Origin of the sequence: Veillonella sp. T14073-2 (genome assembly GCF_002959875.1) — a bacterium.
In the GTDB taxonomy this organism is placed as follows: Bacteria; Bacillota; Negativicutes; order Veillonellales; family Veillonellaceae; genus Veillonella; species Veillonella infantium.
In genome coordinates this window covers 12,357-30,068 of the sequence record NZ_PPDC01000008.1, presented here as the reverse complement: position 1 = coordinate 30,068, position 17,712 = coordinate 12,357, and the positions used below count along the sequence as shown (strand labels likewise).

The following is a 17,712-nucleotide window of genomic DNA, read 5'->3' as shown; positions in this document are numbered from 1 at the left end:
TATGACCTCCACGATTCATATTAATGTTTGCAATATACCTTTATTGTATCACATTGAGCAATTACTTTTATACTTTTTATAGTGAAAGTTTTCTTTTCTCCTGTGTTTACAATATCCAGTAATTGCTCTTGATGAGCTGATGTAAGCATTAGTTCAGGGTCAATGGTACTTACTAAACGCTGCCATAACCTCCGCTGTATTGCCAATGGTTCCTGTCTCAAGGCACGGCGAGAGATTCTCACCTCATCATCACCAATCGACACTAATTTATCAAAGGTTCTGGCCGTTAAATCAGAGATAACCATTACATCTTCATTTACAGAACTTCCGAGTCTAACTATGGCATCTACCACAGCAGGGTTAACAGCTTCCAATTCAGGTATAATGCGATGACGAATCCTATTTCGTTGGTATCGTACATCATCATTTGTAGAGTCTACACAATACGAAATCTGTTTTGTCCCTATATAGGTTAATAAGTTTTCTTTTGTTACGTCTAACAGCGGTCTAACTACAGGAATAGAATATTCATAGTGTACTACAGACATGCCAGTTAAACCATTTAGACCAGAACCCCTAATGATATGCGCCAAAATCGATTCTGCTTGATCGTCTTTGTGATGAGCTACTGCAATATAATCATAGCCCTCAGACTGAGCTATTTCATTTAGCCATTGATAACGAACTTGGCGGCCTATAGTTTCTTCAGACTTTTTATGTTCCTTGCTTAGGCGCGGTACATCAAAGGTAGCGGAATAAAATGGTAGACCTAACTCTTCCACTTGATGTTGGAGCCACAAGACCTCATCCTTACTTTCAGGGCGAATACAGTGATCTACAATGGCTACACCTATTTTGTACGTTGTATGACGATGCGTAGCAATATCTTGTAACAAATACAATAGAGCCATTGAATCGGGGCCACCAGAGCAAGCTACCAGAATTCGACTATTTTCAGGAAATAGCTTATGTAGTTTTAAAGTGTGATTAACTCTTCGAATGAGCGCTTTCACATTCACGAGCCATCGCCTCCATACCATCTTGGTCGCTCACAAATACATGAGGAACCTCATAAGCATCCATAAAGGACGTTAAAATTTCTGCACCAGCTACGATGATATCGGCACGTCCTGCAGGTAAACCTTTTACTTGTAATCGCTCATCGCGACTCATGTAACGTAAGTTTAGAATGATGCCCTCTACTGTTTCACGACTTAATTTATGACCTTGTACCTTCGTACCATCATAGTTTTCAAGGCCTAAATCAATGGCCGCTAGCGTCGTTAGCGTACCACCGATACCAATGAATTCACCAAATTCACCTTGAATCATCATCGGATCCCAAAGGAATCGAGTTTCTTCCCATACTCGTTGAGGACCTTCATCAGACATAGATTGAAGGCGTACAGCCCCTACAGGATAAGATCGGCTCCAGTAAACGCCGTCCTTATTGCCTAATGCTAGCTCTGTACTACCGCCACCGATATCGATAGTTGTATAGTGACGACCATCATTCAACTGATCTCCTAAGGCACCATTAAAGCCATAAATAGCCTCTTCATCGCCCGTGAGAATACGCCATTCCATCGGACAATGTTCGCTAATGCGGTCCATAAATTCAAGGCCATTAGATGCTTCACGAACAGCGCTCGTTGCAAAACCAAAGCAGCATTCCACCCCATATTGGTCTGCTAGTTTTTTTATTTCTGTAAAAGCTTGATAGGACGCTTCCATCGATTCAGTGCGCAATGTACCATCTGAATTACGTTGGCCTAAACGAGTAGTCCACAACTGTTTCGGCTCATAGTGCCATATATTATTTTCATAAGTAGCCAATAATAAGCGTACTGAATTTGATCCAATATCAATAATAGCTAACTTCATAATTGCTCCTTACATAATTAGTATGCCTCTAACACTATTATACTGTTAAGACCTATACATAAGTAAAGAGATGGCTCAATGCCATCTCTCACTATTAATCTCGACGACCGCCTCGGCCTCCGCGTTTACCTTCTGTATTGCGTTTTAAATCGTGTAAGCGTTCATTGCTATCGCGCAAGAATGATTTCATCTTTGCTTCGAAAGCCTCTGTGCTTTGTTTAGATTGAACACGACGAGGACGTCGCTCTTCACTTGCTGTCTCTTTAGGTTGTGTTTGACGAATAGAAAGGCCGATTTTATTACCTTCAATAGATAAAACCTTAACCTTTACTGGATCTTCAACCTTTAATACGGTATTAATATCTTCGACATACCCATGAGCTACTTCAGAAATATGAACTAGACCTGTTTTCTTCTCTCCTAAATCAACAAAAACGCCGAATTTTGTAATACCAGATACGGTACCATCAATAATGTTACCAACTTCGATTGCCATGCAACCTCCTAATTAATGCGGAAACCTCAAACTACAAACTAATGCGAATCTAAATTACTACAGTCAAACCTATTTTACATAAGGCACTTCACCAGGTTTTACAAGGCCGAGCTCCTCACGAGCCACCCCCTCAATGGTCTTTGGATCTTGCAACTTAGCCTTTTCCTGTTCTAATTCTTCATTTCGCTGTTTTAATTCTTGCAATTGTTGCTCAATATGTTGTTTTTCTTGATATACAGCCACCAAGCGATAGGCTTGCCCTAATAATAGCAGCACCATAATCCCTATACCAATTCGCTTGATCCACATGAGGATAATACGTTGATCCTGCGCTTTGCGATTAGGTCTAACCCGTCTGCGAGGCTTTTTTGGACGTTGTACTTCCATAGTGTCTTGAGTCATAATATCCCCCAAAAATATTCATCATCTGTATACTGTCATTTTTTAATTATATCACAGAACCTCGTTAGGGACTAAATAAATTTATCTATAGTTTATCTTATATCTATCATATAGTTAAAAAGGTCTTATCAGAGATAGATTTATTAGTAACAGCCACTATGGCCTTATAAAGACTCTGCTTTATGAGCATATTCACGAATTACTGCACAAGACTTTTTAAATAAAGCTAATTCATCTTCAGCAAGCTTCAATTCAAATACATCTTCGATACCATCTTTGCCAATAACTGCTGGAGTCGATGCAAAGATTCCTTCTTCACCATATTGGCCATCTAGATAACAAGAACATGGCAACACTTTCTTTTCGTCATGAAATACAGCACGAATTAATTCTGTTGTTGCACTAGCAATGCCAAACTCTGTGGAGCCTTTACCAGCCAATACATGGTAACCACCAATTTTTACATCATCTAGCACTTGAGTATGATCAAGTGTAGGGAATCTATGAGGCAATTCTTGTTGTAATTGTACTAACGGTTTTCCTTGTACATAAACATGAGACCATGGCACCATAGCACTACCGCCATGTTCACCTAAACAATACGCTGTAATTGTACGGTTACTAATATTAAAAATGCGCGCCAATTCTTTTTGTAATCGCGCTGAATCTAAAGCTGTCCCACTGGAAATAATACGTTTTGGGTTCCAATTTAAATGTTTACATAAATAAGTAGCAACAACATCAGCAGGATTAGAAATAGAGATAATAAAACCATCAAAGCCGGACTTTTTAATTCGCGGAATAACATCCTTTAAAACCTCTACTGTATCACCAAGACTTTCTAAACGATCTTGATATAAATTTGGTAAAGGACCAGCGCTAAATACGAGAATATCACAATCCCCACAATCTTCAATAGGACCTGCAGTAGCTGTTACTTTATGAGGAATATAGCTAACAGCATCATTTATATCCATTGCCTGTGCTTTAGCTTTTTTCTCGTCAATATCCATCATATATAGTTCATCTACTTCACCTTGTAGAGCAAGAGAAAATGCTACATGAGAACCTACATGTCCAGTGCCAATAATACCTACTTTACGTAACTTCATAAGGGCCTCCTACGATTCGTACTAAAAGATATACATCTTCTAATTCAATTCCACTTAAACCAGCGATTACCAGTATATGAATCGACAATTTTAAGTTATATTAAAGCATATTGCTTGTAAAATACATAAACTATTATATACCTATTTTCTCATAGGTATATAAGAAAATAGATTTATAGTGATAAAAAAAGACTATTATAGGAAATCCTATAATAGTCCTTCTATTATATAGTTAGTCTCGTCCAGTAAAGAAGCTTACTACAGCAATCACTATAACTGCACCAACGATGGACGGAATTAATGCCATGCCTGCAAGACTTGGGCCCCAAGTACCAAGCAAAGCTTGACCTACAGAAGCCCCTACCAAACCAGCAATAACACGAAGAATAATCCCCATGCTTTGCGCCTTTTTAGTAATACGACCAGCTACAAAACCAATGAATCCGCCTACAATAATTGACCAAAGCATAATATACCTCCTATAAAGTCATCTCATCAAGATTAAGCGGGAATAAATCCTTATTCTCCATCACTTGTGGTGACTTTTCTAAATATTGTTTTCGCATTGACCATAAAATCTCTAAATCCTTTGGATCTAACTTGGACAATGCATATATCATCGTGAAATCTGAACCATAATGGCCACGCAAGCTATCAGGTACTCCTTTGGGTCCTTCTCCACCTAGACGATTATTAAAGAACCCTTGAATACGACGACTATCTAAATCAATGATAATAAACCCTGACGCATCATATACATACAATGTATGATTTATACGCTTTAAAGCTCGTACCGTATTCGTTATAAAATATTGATCCTTCATGTCAATGAGGGATGACTCATAACCTGAATGGTAAAAGTCCCCATAATAATGAGCTCCTCTATCTGTAGATTCCAACAAATCCTTGAGTACGGATTGTTCTGGCCCACTAAAATCAGAGAAAGTTTTTACCATAGTAATCTCTCGTAAACCACGTTGGTAATTCTCGGTCTTCGGTGGCTCAATATGTTGGCCACGAAAGGTAATAGGCATCAACCGAAGTGTATTATCAGCTAAATTATAAATACCATACCCTTCATAACCTAGAAAGTACACTTGTGAGTCGATAGACTTCATCGCTAATATTCGTTTTGAAATGATGGCATCACTAGAATTTACTAATGTATGCTCTTCTGGGTCTATGCGTACTGTTTTACTGTCGTAATTGCCACCTACTGCAAGCCAATAGGAGAGCCCCACTACAATTAATGCTAGTATGCATAAACCGATACGTTTTATATTCATTTATACTCCCTATGAATCCCCAGGCATAAAACGTAATAATATATTGCCATTACAGTAAGTCCCTATTAATATAATCCCAATTCTAGGTATAACTGTAAATTTTTTTAATATCTTTGTGGACTTCTATGCCAAACTTAATGTAGCTAGTCGCTCGCTAATTGAGATACCCTTATAGGTAAAAGTTGGTAACAACTCATGTAAAGGTTCTAAGACAAAGGTTCTATCCCAAAAATAAGGATGCGGTATAGTTAGAGTTTCAGCACAAATGGAAATCATAGAACCGGCTTCATCAAAAGCCAAAATAATATCTAAATCTAATGTACGTGGTCCCCAGTGAATGAGTCGTTCACGACCAGCCTCTTGTTCTAAGGACTGAAGGACACTTAACATTTCATGAGGATTCAAAGTACTTTTACAAGACCACATGCCATTAATAAATGACGCCTGATCTGTATATCCCCAAGGTTCCGTTTCTATCAAAGAAGAACTAATAACCTCTGAAACGGCCTCATGCCCTTGTAATAGGTGAAAAGCGGAATTAATATAGCCTCTTTTATCACCTATATTTGAACCTACACTGATGTAATAGGTATACATCAAATTTGACCTCTTGTAGTGACAACCTCAACATAATCTAGGATACCAGCAATAGGTACAGATGGTTTGCGCACCGTTACAGATAAGCCAACGATACCTTGATAATGTTGGTATAAAGAGTCGGCAATAAGTGCACCTAAACGCTCTAATAAATTATGTTTTTCTCCAGTCATAACAGATTCTACAAGCTCATATACTTCTACATAATTGATAGAATCCTCTAACTGGTCACTTTGACCGGCCTTTGTAAGATCCGTAGTAATTTCAACATCTACAAAAAAGCGCTGTCCTTGCGCTTGTTCAGATGTCAAATTGCCATGGTATCCATAAAATGCCATGTTTTTTAAAACGATTTTATCCATTATTCACCTCGTAATAGGCCATCTGCTACGGCCAAGGCGCGTTTGTGCATTTTCACATTATGAACACGCACCATATCAACACCTTGGAATACACCCGTAATACAAGCCGCTACCGTGCCTTCATCGCGTTCTTCTGGAGGTAAACCGCCCAACATAGAACCGATAAAACCCTTACGGCTAGGCGCAAGTAAAATAGGGTATTCATAAGCCGTTAATTCGCCTAAACGTTGCATAACTTCAATATTTTGTTCTTCTGTTTTACCAAAAAATCCGATACCTGGATCAAGCCAAATTTGTTGTGGTGTTACACCAACCTTTAAGGCTTTATCTACAGCAAAGAAGAAGTATGCCTTCATATCTTCAATGATGTCACCATAGTTTGTATCATTACTATTGTGCATGATGATTACAGGTACCTTGTATTTTGCGGCTATTGCTGCCATATCAGGATCATAGTGTAAGCCCCAAATATCATTTAAAATATGAGCGCCCTTTGAAAGTGCATAATCAGCAGTTTTAGCATGATAGGTATCGATAGATACAGGTACTGTAGATGCATGTAGTACAGGGTCTATCAATTGGGCTAAGCGTTCAATTTCTTCATCTGCTGTCAATGGTGTGCAACCAGGGCGCGTAGATTCTACGCCTAAATCAATGATATCAGCACCATCTTCAATCATTTGCGTTACATGTGCTGCTGCCGCTTCTGGAGTATTGAATTTACCACCATCAGAGAAAGAGTCAGGCGTACCATTTAGTATCCCCATAATAAGGGTACGATCGCACAAAGATAAACTTTTGCCATCATTCCATGTGTAATTTCTACGTTTAAACATTTGCCTGTCCTCCACCTAACATTGCCAACGCTTCATCTCGTAATGTGCCAGTCTCTGCTAGTACACCACGGCTTTCTAATGTAATAACCTTTGAATCTTGCTGCATGGTCCCTTTGATAAGCATACACAACTGAGTCGATGTAATGCGTACGAATACACCATGAGCAGATAAATCATTCATAATTGCATCTGCTAATTCTGATGCTAACCGCTCTTGTAGTTGCGGCCTCCGGCTAAGAATATTAACAATATCTTGAAACTTGCTAAGCCCTGCCACACACCCATCCTTAGGTTGGTACACAATATCCACGGTTCCAAAGAATGGCAACAAGTGGTGCTCACACATAGAGTAAAAAGGAATTCCTGTAACCGCTACAAGACCCTTATAATCAGTACTAAATGTTTCACCCCAGGCTGACTTTGTATCTAATCCTACGCCACTGAATAATTCACTATATAATTCTGTTACACGACTTGGTGTTTTCTCTAGCTCTGGCGCCTCAGTATCAACAGATAAAGCCGCTAAAAATTGCTTTATCCCGTCCTTTGCACGTTGATTCATCGGTCCTCCTAAACGATTTTCGTCGTCCAATCCTCAATATTCCAAATATCCGTAACCCAATCTTTATAAAATTCAGGTTCATGACTTACTAAAACGATAGTTCCTTTGAACTCACGCAAAGCACGACTCAGTTCTTCTTTTGCATAAATGTCCAAGTGATTCGTTGGTTCGTCTAATACGAGTACATTGTACTTATTTTGCATCAGTTTACATAAGCGAACCTTTGCATTCTCACCACCAGATAACACGCGCATTTGCGATGTAATATGCTCGTTAGTAAGGCCACAACGAGCAAGCGCTGCACGTACTTCTGCATTAGTCATTGCCGGATATTCATTCCAAATATAATCTAAGGCAGTTTCAGAATTGGATGGTGTATCTTCTTGAGCAAAATACCCAATTTGTAAGAAATCACCTTTTACCAACTCACCACTCACCGGTTTTAATAACCCTAAAATTGTTTTCAATAATGTCGTTTTACCTAGACCATTAACGCCACGAATAGCGATTTTTTTATTTCTTTCAATTTGAAAGTCTACTGGTCGAGTCAACGGTTCATCATAGCCTAATTCCAAACCAAAGGCCTCTACAATAAAACGACTTGGCGTACGGCCTTCTTTAAAACCAAAACTTGGTTTAATGTACTCTTTTGGCTTTTCCAAAATCTCCATTTTCTCTAACCGTTTAGCTCGAGAATTTGCCATACCACGCGTTGCTACACGAGCCTTATTGCGTTGGATAAAGTCTTCCATGCGCTCAATTTCTTGTTGTTGACGCTCATAAGCCTTAGCTGCTTGCGCTTTTTTCACTTCATAAGCCGCTTGGAACTGATGATAGTCGCCAGTATAACGCGTTAAAACTGCTTGCTCGATATGATAAATCACGTTGACTACGGAATTTAAAAACTCCATATCATGAGAAATCAAGATGAACGCATTTTCGTAGTTTTGTAAATAGTTTTGCAACCATTGGATATGCTCTACATCAAGATAATTTGTCGGTTCGTCCAAGAGCAAAATCGTCGGTTTTTCTAGTAAAAGTTTTGTAAGTAAAACCTTTGTACGCTGGCCACCGCTGAGCTCCGTAACATCTCGGTCAAGTCCAATATCCATAAGGCCCAAACCTGCAGCTGTACGCTCAATAACCGCATCAATTTCATAGAAGCCACGCTGCTCTAGAATTTCTTGCCACTCCCCTACTTGCTCGAGAAGCTTATTCATTTCATCTTCAGACACATCACCCATGCGATTGTACGCATCATTAATGTTTTGCTCCATTACAAACAAATCATCAAAAGCTCGTTGCAATACATCGCGAATGGTCATGCCCTTTTCAAGGACCGCATGTTGATCCAAATAACCTACAGTTACTTGGTTGGACCATTCAATTTTACCTTCATCAGGAGGTATTTTACCTGTAATGATATTTAGGAATGTAGACTTGCCTTCACCATTAGCACCAATTAACCCTACATGTTCACCTTTCAACAAGCGGAATGATGCATCATCTAAAATTTGTCGCGCTCCAAAACCATGGGTTACATTTGAAACGGTTAAAACACTCATATCTATCTCCACCGGAATAAAAGCCGTCTTGTTGAAGACGGCTTGTTTCATACTTACTTAAATATTATATCTATTGTACCTTTTTGACCTCTATATGTCAAAAATTGAACATCACTTACCCAATGCATAACGCAAGGCTACCACAGCCATAATCTTAGCGCCCTTAATCGCTTGCTCCAATCCATAGTCGGAACCTGCTGCACAAGTGAACTCTGGTGTATGAGCCTCTAAACCTAACCCAATCTGTAAAGTAGGCTGTGCTGTTGGTACTTCATAAGATACATTTCCTACATCTGTACTACCATCAGCCTCATCATCAGGCAATATACGAGGCGTTTCACCAAATTCAGTCATCACATCGTTAAAGAGATCTAATAGTTGTTTATCTTGACGCATATCCTTAAAGAGAGGCTCATAATGATGCATCTCAACACGGGCGCCATAAGATGCTGCAATTTCTTGAGCAGCCTCTTTGATAGCCGGCAAAATAATACCTTCTAAATCGTCCACCGTACTACCGCGAACAGTCATGCGAATCGTAGCCTTAGAAGTTACTACATTTGGTGCTGTACCAGCTTCGGTAAAAATGGTCCCTACAATAGCCCCTTTAGGAAATGTTTTCTTTAACTCTTTTATTTTTTGATATAAATCTACAGCACAGTCTAAGGCATTAATACCAGAGTCAGTTAATGATGCTATATGACAAGACCGTCCATGGAAGGTAATCTCTAGTGGATGCGTCGCTAATGATGTGCCCCCTACCTCATTTTCACCGCCTGGATGAATGATTAGTGCCGCCTCATAGCCCTTAAATAAACCAGCCTCAGCCATGTATACTTTACCACCAATAGTTTCCTCCGCAGGACAACCAAAGAAGGTCGTTCCCCACGTTTCCGGTACACTTTGACTGAAGGCAATAGCCGCCCCTAAACTCATCATAGCAATGAGATTATGTCCGCAACCATGGCCGAGTTCTGGTAGTGCATCATATTCACCTAAAAAGGCTATTTTATGCTGTGCAGTACCGTTATAGTCACCCCGTAACGCCGTTTGTAACTCTGGAAGATCAGTTAGCCCCACTTGAGATGTAAAATTATGATTTTCTAAGAATTGGTTAATTACCTTAACTGCTTTATGCTCGTTTAAGCCCAATTCTGGGTTATCGTGTAAATATAAGGAGATATCGCGCAATTCCTCTGTCATACTATCTATGATGGCACAGGCACGAGCCTCTCGTTCTTGTAATGTCATAACTTCCCTTTTTAATTTCTAATTTATACTGTTTATTATTTATTCTATCTAAGAAGAATGTGTCTATTTCGTATAGGGATGAACAATTATGGTATTTGAAATATACCTAAAGTTTATCATCGCTCCTAGTGGTAATGTTTGATGCGGCGTTCCATGACCTGTTGGGACATAACATACAAAAGGCTCCAACAATTCAGGGTCTCTATTTTCCTCCATGTAGCGTAACGCTTCATAGCCTAAATCGTAATCACGCTCATCATCGTCGCCTTCACAATCTGTAAAAGTACCAATCACTAAACCTTTAATACGACTCAATAAACCACTGAGACGAAATTGTTGTAACATGCGATCCAGCTTATACGGTGCTTCTCCTACATCTTCAATAAATAGCAACGTGTCCTCCCAAGACTCGTCCTCTAAAAAATAAGGCGTTCCTAACAACATAGATAACATCGTCATATTACCACCTCGTAAAATCCCTTCTCCCAGCTCAGTACCAATGGCACCACGCGGCGGTTCAGGTAATGGTTCTATGACTTGTAATTTACCTTCTAAAGTATTAAATAAAGCATCAATATCTGCTTTGCGTTCAGGCTTAAAATCTACGCCCATCGGCCCGTGATAGGTAATGAGTCGGCTATATCGATTGATCGCCATGTGAAGTGCTGTACAATCACTATACCCAATAAAAGCCTTTCGATGCTTACGGATTGCTGTATAATCTAATAAATCTAGATAACGCATCGTTCCGTAACCACCGCGCAAGGCAAGTACCGCCTCACAAGGTGCGTTGGTCATCATATATTGGAACTCTTCGGCCTGCTCCTCTGGTGTACCACCATACAAGCCTTTGCGATGTGCACTTTCACCCAAAAGAACATTATAGCCCTTTGCGTTACAAATTTCTTCTATTCTATGTAAATCTTCATCGCTTGCACTAGCAGGAGCCATAATGCCTATGGTCATGCCCGGTGCTAAGCGCTTTGGTTCAATCCAGTTCATATGTCCTCATAAAATACAACAAAAGACGTACACATAGTGTACGTCTTAAGTGTATCTTATTTGTATGCTTTTTTAAAGTCAACAAGGCCTAATGTAGTCCAGAAATAATTTTGAATACTTCCATTTGTTACATATGGTTGTGTTGTGAAATACAATGGCATTACTAGAGCTTCATCAAAAATCATCTGTTCTGCTTTATGCATCAACGCATCCCGTTCAGCCCCATTTGGTGTCGTACGAATACGAGCGATTAACTCGTTATAATCATCACTATGGTACTGACTATCATTGTCTTCAGCAGAAAATACTTCTAAGAAGTTTTGTGGATCACTGTAATCCGCAACCCAAGAAGCACGAGCAACTTGATATTTACCAGCTTCTCGGTCGGCTAAGAATACCTTTGTCTCTTGATTTTGTAAGCGCACATCTGCACCAAATGCATTGACCCAAGCATCTTGTACAGCTTCGGCAATCGCTTTATGTAATTCACTTGTATTATACAAAATCGTAATTGGAGGCAATGGATGATTTTTATCATAGCCAGCGTTTTTCAAGATTTCTTTAGCTTGTTCTACATCTTCATAAACAAGATAGCTACCCGCTTCACGGAAATCTTCACGCCCATTACTTTCAAGCATACCGTATGGAACAAATGCATAAGCAGCCTCTTTACCACCGCGAACAATATTGTTAACAATATTAGCACGGTTGATAACCATGGAGAAAGCTTTACGCACCTCAGGATCTGTGAAAGGTTCTGCTTTCACATTGAATACGTAATAATAGTTACCAAGCATAGGTCCAATATGTAATAGACCTGCCTCTTCTAATCGTTTTTGGTCCGCTACAGGAGGCTCAACCGTCATATCTGCTTCGCCACCTTCAACCAATGTAAGGCGTGTGCTTTGGGATTCACTAATAGGCCAATTCATTTTCTCTGTTTTCACAGAATCTGCATCCCAATAGTTAGGATTCTTGATGAAATCCATTTCTCCATTATGCTTCCAGGATAGTAAGCGGTATGGACCATTAGATACAAATGTATCCGCATTGGCAGCCCAGTTTTCATGAGCCTCTACATCTTTTTGGCTCACTGGATAATAGCTATGAGAAGCTAGTAATTTTAAGAAATACGCTGTTGGATTCTCTAAGGTAACTACTAATGTATTATCATCAGTGGCCTTAACGCCAACATCATCAGCTGAAGCGTCACCATTATTAAAGGCTTCGCCATTTTTTAATACATATAACATATATGCATTGTCCGCATGGACTTCAGGGTCTAATACGCGTTTCCACGCGTATTCAAAGTCATGAGCCGTCAAAGGCTCTCCATTAGACCATTTCAAATCAGGTCGTAAATGGAAGGTATACTCGCGACCATCATCAGAAATATCCCAGCTTTTGGCAAGTGCTGCCTCTGGTTCACTTTCATCATTTAAACGAACTAAACCGTCAAATAATTGAAGTTGAACTGTAGCCTCCGGAGAGGTAGTAGACTTTGCTGGATCCAATGTGGATGGTTCCTGCTCAATAACATATCGAATGGTATGCTCATCAATTGGTTGTTCCCCGCGAGGATAACCAAATACAAATAAGAGCACACTCACCCCAAGAGCAAGGACCATGAGTTTTAACAAATTTCGTTTATCCATCATGGCAATGCTTCCTCTACAAATTCTTTCATGATACGCCCTACTTGAGCGCCTAACTCTTTACCTCGGTCATTATCGATATCGCTCATCAAGAGGATAAAGCAGAAATGACCTCTAAATGTTTCTAATACGCCCCCATCGTGCTCTACGCGGTCAAGGGATCCTGTTTTATGGTGAAAGCGTATATCTTCGCCCCAATAAAATGGCAAGATATCACGGAATTGTTGGCGACCTAAAATATTCCACATTTCTCGGCCATAAGCATCTCTATCGCGACATTCAAAAATGTGTTTATACAGACGAGCCAACGACAATGCAGTCAAATGGTTATCACGGCCTTCTGCTAGAGCGTCAAAGTCCATCATCATACGATTGAGTTCTATTTCATCTACACCAAGCTGTTCTGCACGAGCATTGATATTCTCCATGCCTAGAACAGTAATGAGTAAATTTGTCGCCATATTATCGCTAAGAACCATCATAAGACGACATAACTCAAGATACGTAAAGCTATGCTTTGCTACCAGTTCTTGTAATGCACCACCGCCTTCAACACGTGGTGTTCTAGATAGAGGAACAGTATCATTAAGATCCAACTGCTCTGTACGAGCTAAATGGAATACATACTCCATAATGAGTACCTTAATCAAACTTGCACTAGAGTGTACCGTATCTTCCCCTTTAGAAGCAATAATAGTCGGTTCCTCTTCATCGTCAAATCGAAGTACTACATAGGATATGTTTCCCTTTGGTGCTAATTCTTTGATGACTGTATCGAGTTGATGTTCTAAGGACTTGCCAACAAGTAACTTTTCCATACTATTCTCCCATTATATGTGCCAGCATGCGATGCGGCGATCTGCCCAATCACGAAGAGGCGGACGTTCAGTAAAGCAACGACCTTCTGCCTCTGGGCATCGACCACTAAACAAACAACCTTTTGGTGGATTTAGTGGATTTGGTGGGTCCCCTTTAAGCGGTGCTCCAATTGGAGCATGCGGTATAACAGGACCGTTTAAGGCGGTCAAAGCACGAGTATACGGATGTTGTGGAAATTCATATAAATCCAACGCTGGACCTTCTTCCATAACAGCCCCTAAATACATAACTACCATGCGATGACTGATGTAGCGCACCATATTTAAATCATGAGAAATAAAGAGATACGAAATACCATGTTGTTCTTGTAATCTCTCAAGCAAGGTCATAATTTGTACTTGAATGGATACATCTAGTGCAGAAATCGGTTCATCACAGATGATACACTGTGGCTGCATAATGAGAGCCCGTGCAATACCGATACGTTGACGTTGACCACCTGACAATTCATGAGCATAACGCTCACCAAAGGACATGTTTAAACCAACTTGATCAAGCACTTCTTTTACACGAATAACACGATCGCGAGGTGTATATTTTGGATCTAGCTCCAATGGTTCCTCTAGAATCGCATTAACTGTAAGACGTGGATTAAGAGATGCATAAGGGTTTTGGAATACCATTTGCATCACCGGATGAACAGCTTTTCGATCCACATACGGATCAATCTGACGACCGTTCATATAAATAGAACCTGATGTAGCTTGATGTAAGCCCATCAAAGTGTAGCCAAATGTGGATTTACCACATCCAGACTCACCTACGATACCAAGGGTCTCCCCTGGTGATTGATATAGGCTCACGCCTTGTACAGCATGTACCGTGTGTTTTGGCTTAAATAAGCCTCCTGACAGAGTGAACTCTTTAACGAGATTGTCAGTTTCCCATACGTAACTCATTAAAGTCCCTCCAACTTAGCTAACCAACATGTAAATTGATGATTCTCACCAACATTTGTAACCATAGGAATCCGATTACCACAGATACGCATAGCCCACTTGCACCGTAGATTAAATGCACAGCCTCGTGGCAAATCAAACAAATCTGGCGGTTGACCTTCAACGGCTTTTAACTCACCATGCCATTTACCTTGTGGCAGAGCGAGCAATAACCCTAATGTGTACGGATGGCGAGGTTCATTAAAGATGCCCTCCACCGTAGCAGATTCAACACATTTACCAGCATACATAACCATAACACGGTCGCAAATTTGAGCGATAACACGTAAGTTATGAGAAATAAAGATAATCCCAATACCAGCCTCTACAGCTAATGTTTGCATAAGGCGTAAGATTTGAGCCTCTGTTGTAATATCAAGCGCCGTTGTAGGTTCATCGCAAATTAAAATCTTTGGACGACCTGCCACAGCCATGGCGATACAAACGCGTTGACGCATACCACCACTTAACTCATGAGGATATTGAGACAATCGTCTTTCCGGTGTAGAAAGGCCCATCTTCTTTAACAAGTCGATGGCGATAGCTCGTTCGTCATAATCCTCACCATATGCATTGGTACGATGGATAACCTCATACAGTTGCTCCCCAATCGTCATGATTGGATTCAAAGATGTCATAGGATCTTGGAATACCATAGCAACAGTAGTACCGCGCAATTCATTCCAGTCATCTTCAGTGAATTCAAGGCAATCATTGCCATCAATCATAAATGTATCGGCTTTGATTTTTGTTTTACCATATGGTAGTAATCCCATTAATGAATTAACTAGCACTGATTTACCACAGCCGGATTCACCAACAATACCTAAAATCTCACCTGGTTGTAAGGAGATATCTTGATTGCGAATAACCCGTAAAGGGCCTTGGAAGGTATCGATGGTAATGGACACATTGCGCACATCAACAATTGCGTTATTCATTATCTATCTCCTTCCTTAGGGTCTAATACATTACGTAAGCCATCACCAAGGAATGCGAAACCAAGCATGGTAACACTAATGGCAACAGCAGGAAAAATCAATTGGAACGGATAAGAGCGCATGCTACTAATCCCTTCAGAAGCGAGTACACCCCAGCTCGCCATAGGTGCATTTACACCTAAGCCGATAAAACTAAGGAATGCTTCTGTAAAAATAGCCTCTGGGATGGCCAATGTCAAAGTAATAATGATTGGTCCCACACAGTTTGGCAAAATATGACGCAATAAAATGCGATATTTTGGAATGCCCATCGCTTCAGCAGCAATGATATATTCTTCGTTTTTAACTTTCAAAATTTGACTACGTACGATACGGGCCATATTCAGCCAGTACGCAATGCCCAATGCTACGAAAATAGATGTTAAGCCAGGGCCAAGTACAACCATCAACAAAATTACATACAGTAAAAGCGGAATACCGTACAATACATCTACCAGACCCATCATGATACGGTCAACCTTACCACCAAGGTAACCTGCAATACCGCCATAGGTAACGCCGATAACAAGATTGATAAACGCCGCTACAAAACCGATGGTTAAGGAAATACGAGCACCGTACATAACGCGAGTGTAAATGTCACGACCTAATGTATCGGTACCAAACCAATGACTAAAGCTTGGGCTTTGGTTCGCATCAATCAAGGATTGGTCCGCATAGGTATACGGCGAAATTAGGGGGCCTAAAATAGCCAACACAATCATCACCAAAATGATGGTTGCCCCTACTACGGCCAAGCGATTTACCTTAAATCTCGCCCATTTACTAGGACGTTTTATAAAGCTTGTAATTTCTTCTTGAGGAGTTCGTTCAATAGGTAAAAAATCTTCCTTATTCATCTGTCCCCTCCTCTGTCGTAACACGTGGATCAATTAATGGATAAATCATATCCACCAAAATATTAAGAAATACTACAAGAGCACTATAGAAAATCGTAATGCCAAGAATAACGGTATAATCACGGTTATAAATAGATGTTACGAAATACTGTCCAAGGCCTGGAATAGCAAAAATCGTTTCTACGATAAAGCTACCTGTCAAAAGGCTGGCAGCCAATGGGCCCAAATATGTAATAACTGGCAAAATAGCATTCCCTAACGCATGACGTGTCAAAATAGTCCAAGAACTCAAGCCTTTGGCGCGAGCTGTACGGATATATTCTTGTTGGTACACATCAAGCAAGCCACTGCGCGTTAAACGTGCAATGAATGCCATCGGTTGTGCTGCTAACGTTAATACTGGTAGTACCATATAAGATGGGCCACGCCATAAGGCCACTGGGAACCAGCCCAGTTCAAAGCCCACTACATATACAAGAACGGCACCAATAATAAAGGTAGGCACGGATATACCAATGGTAGATAATACGGTTACCGCGTAATCAACGATACCATTAGGACGCATAGCACTAATAGCACCGGCTGCAATACCACCTACTACAGCCACCATTAATGATAATAAACCGAGTTGTGCAGAAATTGGGAATGCATCGCTGATAATATCATTTACACTGCGGCCTTCATACTTGTATGATGGTCCCAAATCACCAGTAATGACACCACCTAAATAATCACCATACTGCTTCCACACAGGATCATCAAGATGATACTTTGCTTCAATACTTGCTTTCACCTGAGGTGGTAATTTCTTCTCAGTTGTAAAAGGTCCCCCCGGAATTGCATGCATTAATGCAAATGTTACGGTAATGATGACCCATAAGATTATGATTGCGCCACCTAGACGTCGAAACACATACCTTGTCATTGTCACTATCCTCCATAAAAAGTCTATCTGTTTTATTATACTACATTATGAAGTTAATTTCATGAATTACATCATTACATTTACAGAAAGCCCTACATAACGTACAATAAAATATATAAT

The 17,712-nt window shown here is 40.2% G+C and carries 20 protein-coding genes; all 20 read right to left on the bottom strand.

Annotated features, from left to right (window positions below; genetic code table 11):
* Window positions 1-20: 20 nt before the first annotated feature.
* The gene (gene tilS, locus VCHSUH04_RS08255) at window positions 21-1,019 is read right to left on the bottom strand and encodes a tRNA lysidine(34) synthetase TilS (protein ID WP_105086155.1); all 999 of its coding nucleotides are present in this window, start codon (window positions 1,017-1,019) and stop codon (window positions 21-23) included.
* On the bottom strand, window positions 988-1,884 hold the full coding sequence (locus tag VCHSUH04_RS08250) for a phosphatase (RefSeq protein ID WP_105086154.1): 897 nt from the start codon (window positions 1,882-1,884) through the stop codon (window positions 988-990). Before VCHSUH04_RS08250 ends, tilS begins: the two co-directional genes overlap by 32 nt.
* 94 nt (window positions 1,885-1,978) lie before the next feature.
* Window positions 1,979-2,380, bottom strand: a complete 402-nt coding sequence (locus VCHSUH04_RS08245; protein ID WP_105086153.1) for a S1 RNA-binding domain-containing protein — start codon at window positions 2,378-2,380, stop codon at window positions 1,979-1,981.
* A gap of 69 nt (window positions 2,381-2,449) precedes the next feature.
* Window positions 2,450-2,782, bottom strand: a complete 333-nt coding sequence (locus VCHSUH04_RS08240; protein ID WP_105086152.1) for a septum formation initiator family protein — start codon at window positions 2,780-2,782, stop codon at window positions 2,450-2,452.
* A gap of 164 nt (window positions 2,783-2,946) precedes the next feature.
* Window positions 2,947-3,894: an L-lactate dehydrogenase gene (locus tag VCHSUH04_RS08235; RefSeq protein WP_105086151.1), complete on the bottom strand. Its 948-nt coding sequence runs from the start codon at window positions 3,892-3,894 to the stop codon at window positions 2,947-2,949.
* A gap of 232 nt (window positions 3,895-4,126) precedes the next feature.
* Window positions 4,127-4,363: a GlsB/YeaQ/YmgE family stress response membrane protein gene (locus VCHSUH04_RS08230; protein WP_005387228.1), complete on the bottom strand. Its 237-nt coding sequence runs from the start codon at window positions 4,361-4,363 to the stop codon at window positions 4,127-4,129.
* A gap of 10 nt (window positions 4,364-4,373) precedes the next feature.
* A complete protein-coding gene (locus tag VCHSUH04_RS08225) occupies window positions 4,374-5,180 on the bottom strand; it encodes a hypothetical protein (RefSeq protein WP_005387227.1) in 807 nt (268 codons plus the stop codon).
* A 123-nt stretch (window positions 5,181-5,303) separates the two neighbouring features.
* The gene (gene folK / locus VCHSUH04_RS08220) at window positions 5,304-5,777 is read right to left on the bottom strand and encodes a 2-amino-4-hydroxy-6-hydroxymethyldihydropteridine diphosphokinase (protein ID WP_105086150.1); all 474 of its coding nucleotides are present in this window, start codon (window positions 5,775-5,777) and stop codon (window positions 5,304-5,306) included.
* Window positions 5,777-6,139, bottom strand: a complete 363-nt coding sequence (gene folB / locus VCHSUH04_RS08215) for a dihydroneopterin aldolase (RefSeq protein ID WP_105086149.1) — start codon at window positions 6,137-6,139, stop codon at window positions 5,777-5,779. The genes folK and folB overlap by 1 nt, the downstream gene beginning before the upstream one ends.
* Window positions 6,139-6,975 carry a dihydropteroate synthase gene (folP, locus tag VCHSUH04_RS08210; protein WP_105086148.1) on the bottom strand — a complete coding sequence of 279 codons (837 nt, stop codon included), beginning with the start codon at window positions 6,973-6,975 and terminating at the stop codon, window positions 6,139-6,141. The genes folB and folP overlap by 1 nt, the downstream gene beginning before the upstream one ends.
* Window positions 6,968-7,537: a GTP cyclohydrolase I gene (folE, locus tag VCHSUH04_RS08205; RefSeq protein WP_005387220.1), complete on the bottom strand. Its 570-nt coding sequence runs from the start codon at window positions 7,535-7,537 to the stop codon at window positions 6,968-6,970. Before folE ends, folP begins: the two co-directional genes overlap by 8 nt.
* Before the next feature lie 8 nt (window positions 7,538-7,545).
* Window positions 7,546-9,102 carry an ABC-F family ATP-binding cassette domain-containing protein gene (locus tag VCHSUH04_RS08200; protein WP_105086147.1) on the bottom strand — a complete coding sequence of 519 codons (1,557 nt, stop codon included), beginning with the start codon at window positions 9,100-9,102 and terminating at the stop codon, window positions 7,546-7,548.
* A 111-nt stretch (window positions 9,103-9,213) separates the two neighbouring features.
* Window positions 9,214-10,353 carry an amidohydrolase gene (locus VCHSUH04_RS08195; protein ID WP_105086146.1) on the bottom strand — a complete coding sequence of 380 codons (1,140 nt, stop codon included), beginning with the start codon at window positions 10,351-10,353 and terminating at the stop codon, window positions 9,214-9,216.
* A 63-nt stretch (window positions 10,354-10,416) separates the two neighbouring features.
* Window positions 10,417-11,355, bottom strand: a complete 939-nt coding sequence (locus tag VCHSUH04_RS08190; protein ID WP_105086145.1) for an LD-carboxypeptidase — start codon at window positions 11,353-11,355, stop codon at window positions 10,417-10,419.
* 56 nt (window positions 11,356-11,411) lie between these two features.
* Window positions 11,412-13,013 carry a peptide ABC transporter substrate-binding protein gene (locus tag VCHSUH04_RS08185; protein ID WP_105086144.1) on the bottom strand — a complete coding sequence of 534 codons (1,602 nt, stop codon included), beginning with the start codon at window positions 13,011-13,013 and terminating at the stop codon, window positions 11,412-11,414.
* A complete protein-coding gene (locus tag VCHSUH04_RS08180; RefSeq protein ID WP_105086143.1) occupies window positions 13,010-13,828 on the bottom strand; it encodes a serine hydrolase in 819 nt (272 codons plus the stop codon). Before VCHSUH04_RS08180 ends, VCHSUH04_RS08185 begins: the two co-directional genes overlap by 4 nt.
* Before the next feature lie 12 nt (window positions 13,829-13,840).
* Window positions 13,841-14,788 carry an ABC transporter ATP-binding protein gene (locus VCHSUH04_RS08175; protein ID WP_105086142.1) on the bottom strand — a complete coding sequence of 316 codons (948 nt, stop codon included), beginning with the start codon at window positions 14,786-14,788 and terminating at the stop codon, window positions 13,841-13,843.
* A complete protein-coding gene (locus VCHSUH04_RS08170; protein ID WP_105086141.1) occupies window positions 14,788-15,768 on the bottom strand; it encodes an ABC transporter ATP-binding protein in 981 nt (326 codons plus the stop codon). The genes VCHSUH04_RS08175 and VCHSUH04_RS08170 overlap by 1 nt, the downstream gene beginning before the upstream one ends.
* Window positions 15,768-16,667, bottom strand: coding sequence for an ABC transporter permease (locus VCHSUH04_RS08165; protein ID WP_024066371.1), 900 nt, complete (start codon window positions 16,665-16,667; stop codon window positions 15,768-15,770). The genes VCHSUH04_RS08170 and VCHSUH04_RS08165 overlap by 1 nt, the downstream gene beginning before the upstream one ends.
* A complete protein-coding gene (locus VCHSUH04_RS08160; protein WP_105086140.1) occupies window positions 16,660-17,592 on the bottom strand; it encodes an ABC transporter permease in 933 nt (310 codons plus the stop codon). The genes VCHSUH04_RS08165 and VCHSUH04_RS08160 overlap by 8 nt, the downstream gene beginning before the upstream one ends.
* Between the last annotated feature and the right edge of the window lie 120 nt (window positions 17,593-17,712).

Excerpts from the sequence above, each read along its gene's own strand:
- VCHSUH04_RS08250 (WP_105086154.1), bottom strand. The coding sequence starts at position 1,884 with ATGAAGTTAGCTATTATTGATATTGGATCAAATTCAGTACGCTTATTA.
- VCHSUH04_RS08245 (WP_105086153.1), bottom strand. The coding sequence starts at position 2,380 with ATGGCAATCGAAGTTGGTAACATTATTGATGGTACCGTATCTGGTATT.
- VCHSUH04_RS08240 (WP_105086152.1), bottom strand. The coding sequence starts at position 2,782 with ATGACTCAAGACACTATGGAAGTACAACGTCCAAAAAAGCCTCGCAGA.
- VCHSUH04_RS08235 (WP_105086151.1), bottom strand. The coding sequence starts at position 3,894 with ATGAAGTTACGTAAAGTAGGTATTATTGGCACTGGACATGTAGGTTCT.
- VCHSUH04_RS08230 (WP_005387228.1), bottom strand. The coding sequence starts at position 4,363 with ATGCTTTGGTCAATTATTGTAGGCGGATTCATTGGTTTTGTAGCTGGT.
- VCHSUH04_RS08225 (WP_005387227.1), bottom strand. The coding sequence starts at position 5,180 with ATGAATATAAAACGTATCGGTTTATGCATACTAGCATTAATTGTAGTG.
- folK (WP_105086150.1), bottom strand. The coding sequence starts at position 5,777 with ATGTATACCTATTACATCAGTGTAGGTTCAAATATAGGTGATAAAAGA.
- folB (WP_105086149.1), bottom strand. The coding sequence starts at position 6,139 with ATGGATAAAATCGTTTTAAAAAACATGGCATTTTATGGATACCATGGC.
- folP (WP_105086148.1), bottom strand. The coding sequence starts at position 6,975 with ATGTTTAAACGTAGAAATTACACATGGAATGATGGCAAAAGTTTATCT.
- folE (WP_005387220.1), bottom strand. The coding sequence starts at position 7,537 with ATGAATCAACGTGCAAAGGACGGGATAAAGCAATTTTTAGCGGCTTTA.
- VCHSUH04_RS08200 (WP_105086147.1), bottom strand. The coding sequence starts at position 9,102 with ATGAGTGTTTTAACCGTTTCAAATGTAACCCATGGTTTTGGAGCGCGA.
- VCHSUH04_RS08195 (WP_105086146.1), bottom strand. The coding sequence starts at position 10,353 with ATGACATTACAAGAACGAGAGGCTCGTGCCTGTGCCATCATAGATAGT.
- VCHSUH04_RS08190 (WP_105086145.1), bottom strand. The coding sequence starts at position 11,355 with ATGAACTGGATTGAACCAAAGCGCTTAGCACCGGGCATGACCATAGGC.
- VCHSUH04_RS08185 (WP_105086144.1), bottom strand. The coding sequence starts at position 13,013 with ATGATGGATAAACGAAATTTGTTAAAACTCATGGTCCTTGCTCTTGGG.
- VCHSUH04_RS08180 (WP_105086143.1), bottom strand. The coding sequence starts at position 13,828 with ATGGAAAAGTTACTTGTTGGCAAGTCCTTAGAACATCAACTCGATACA.
- VCHSUH04_RS08175 (WP_105086142.1), bottom strand. The coding sequence starts at position 14,788 with ATGAGTTACGTATGGGAAACTGACAATCTCGTTAAAGAGTTCACTCTG.
- VCHSUH04_RS08170 (WP_105086141.1), bottom strand. The coding sequence starts at position 15,768 with ATGAATAACGCAATTGTTGATGTGCGCAATGTGTCCATTACCATCGAT.
- VCHSUH04_RS08165 (WP_024066371.1), bottom strand. The coding sequence starts at position 16,667 with ATGAATAAGGAAGATTTTTTACCTATTGAACGAACTCCTCAAGAAGAA.
- VCHSUH04_RS08160 (WP_105086140.1), bottom strand. The coding sequence starts at position 17,592 with ATGACAAGGTATGTGTTTCGACGTCTAGGTGGCGCAATCATAATCTTA.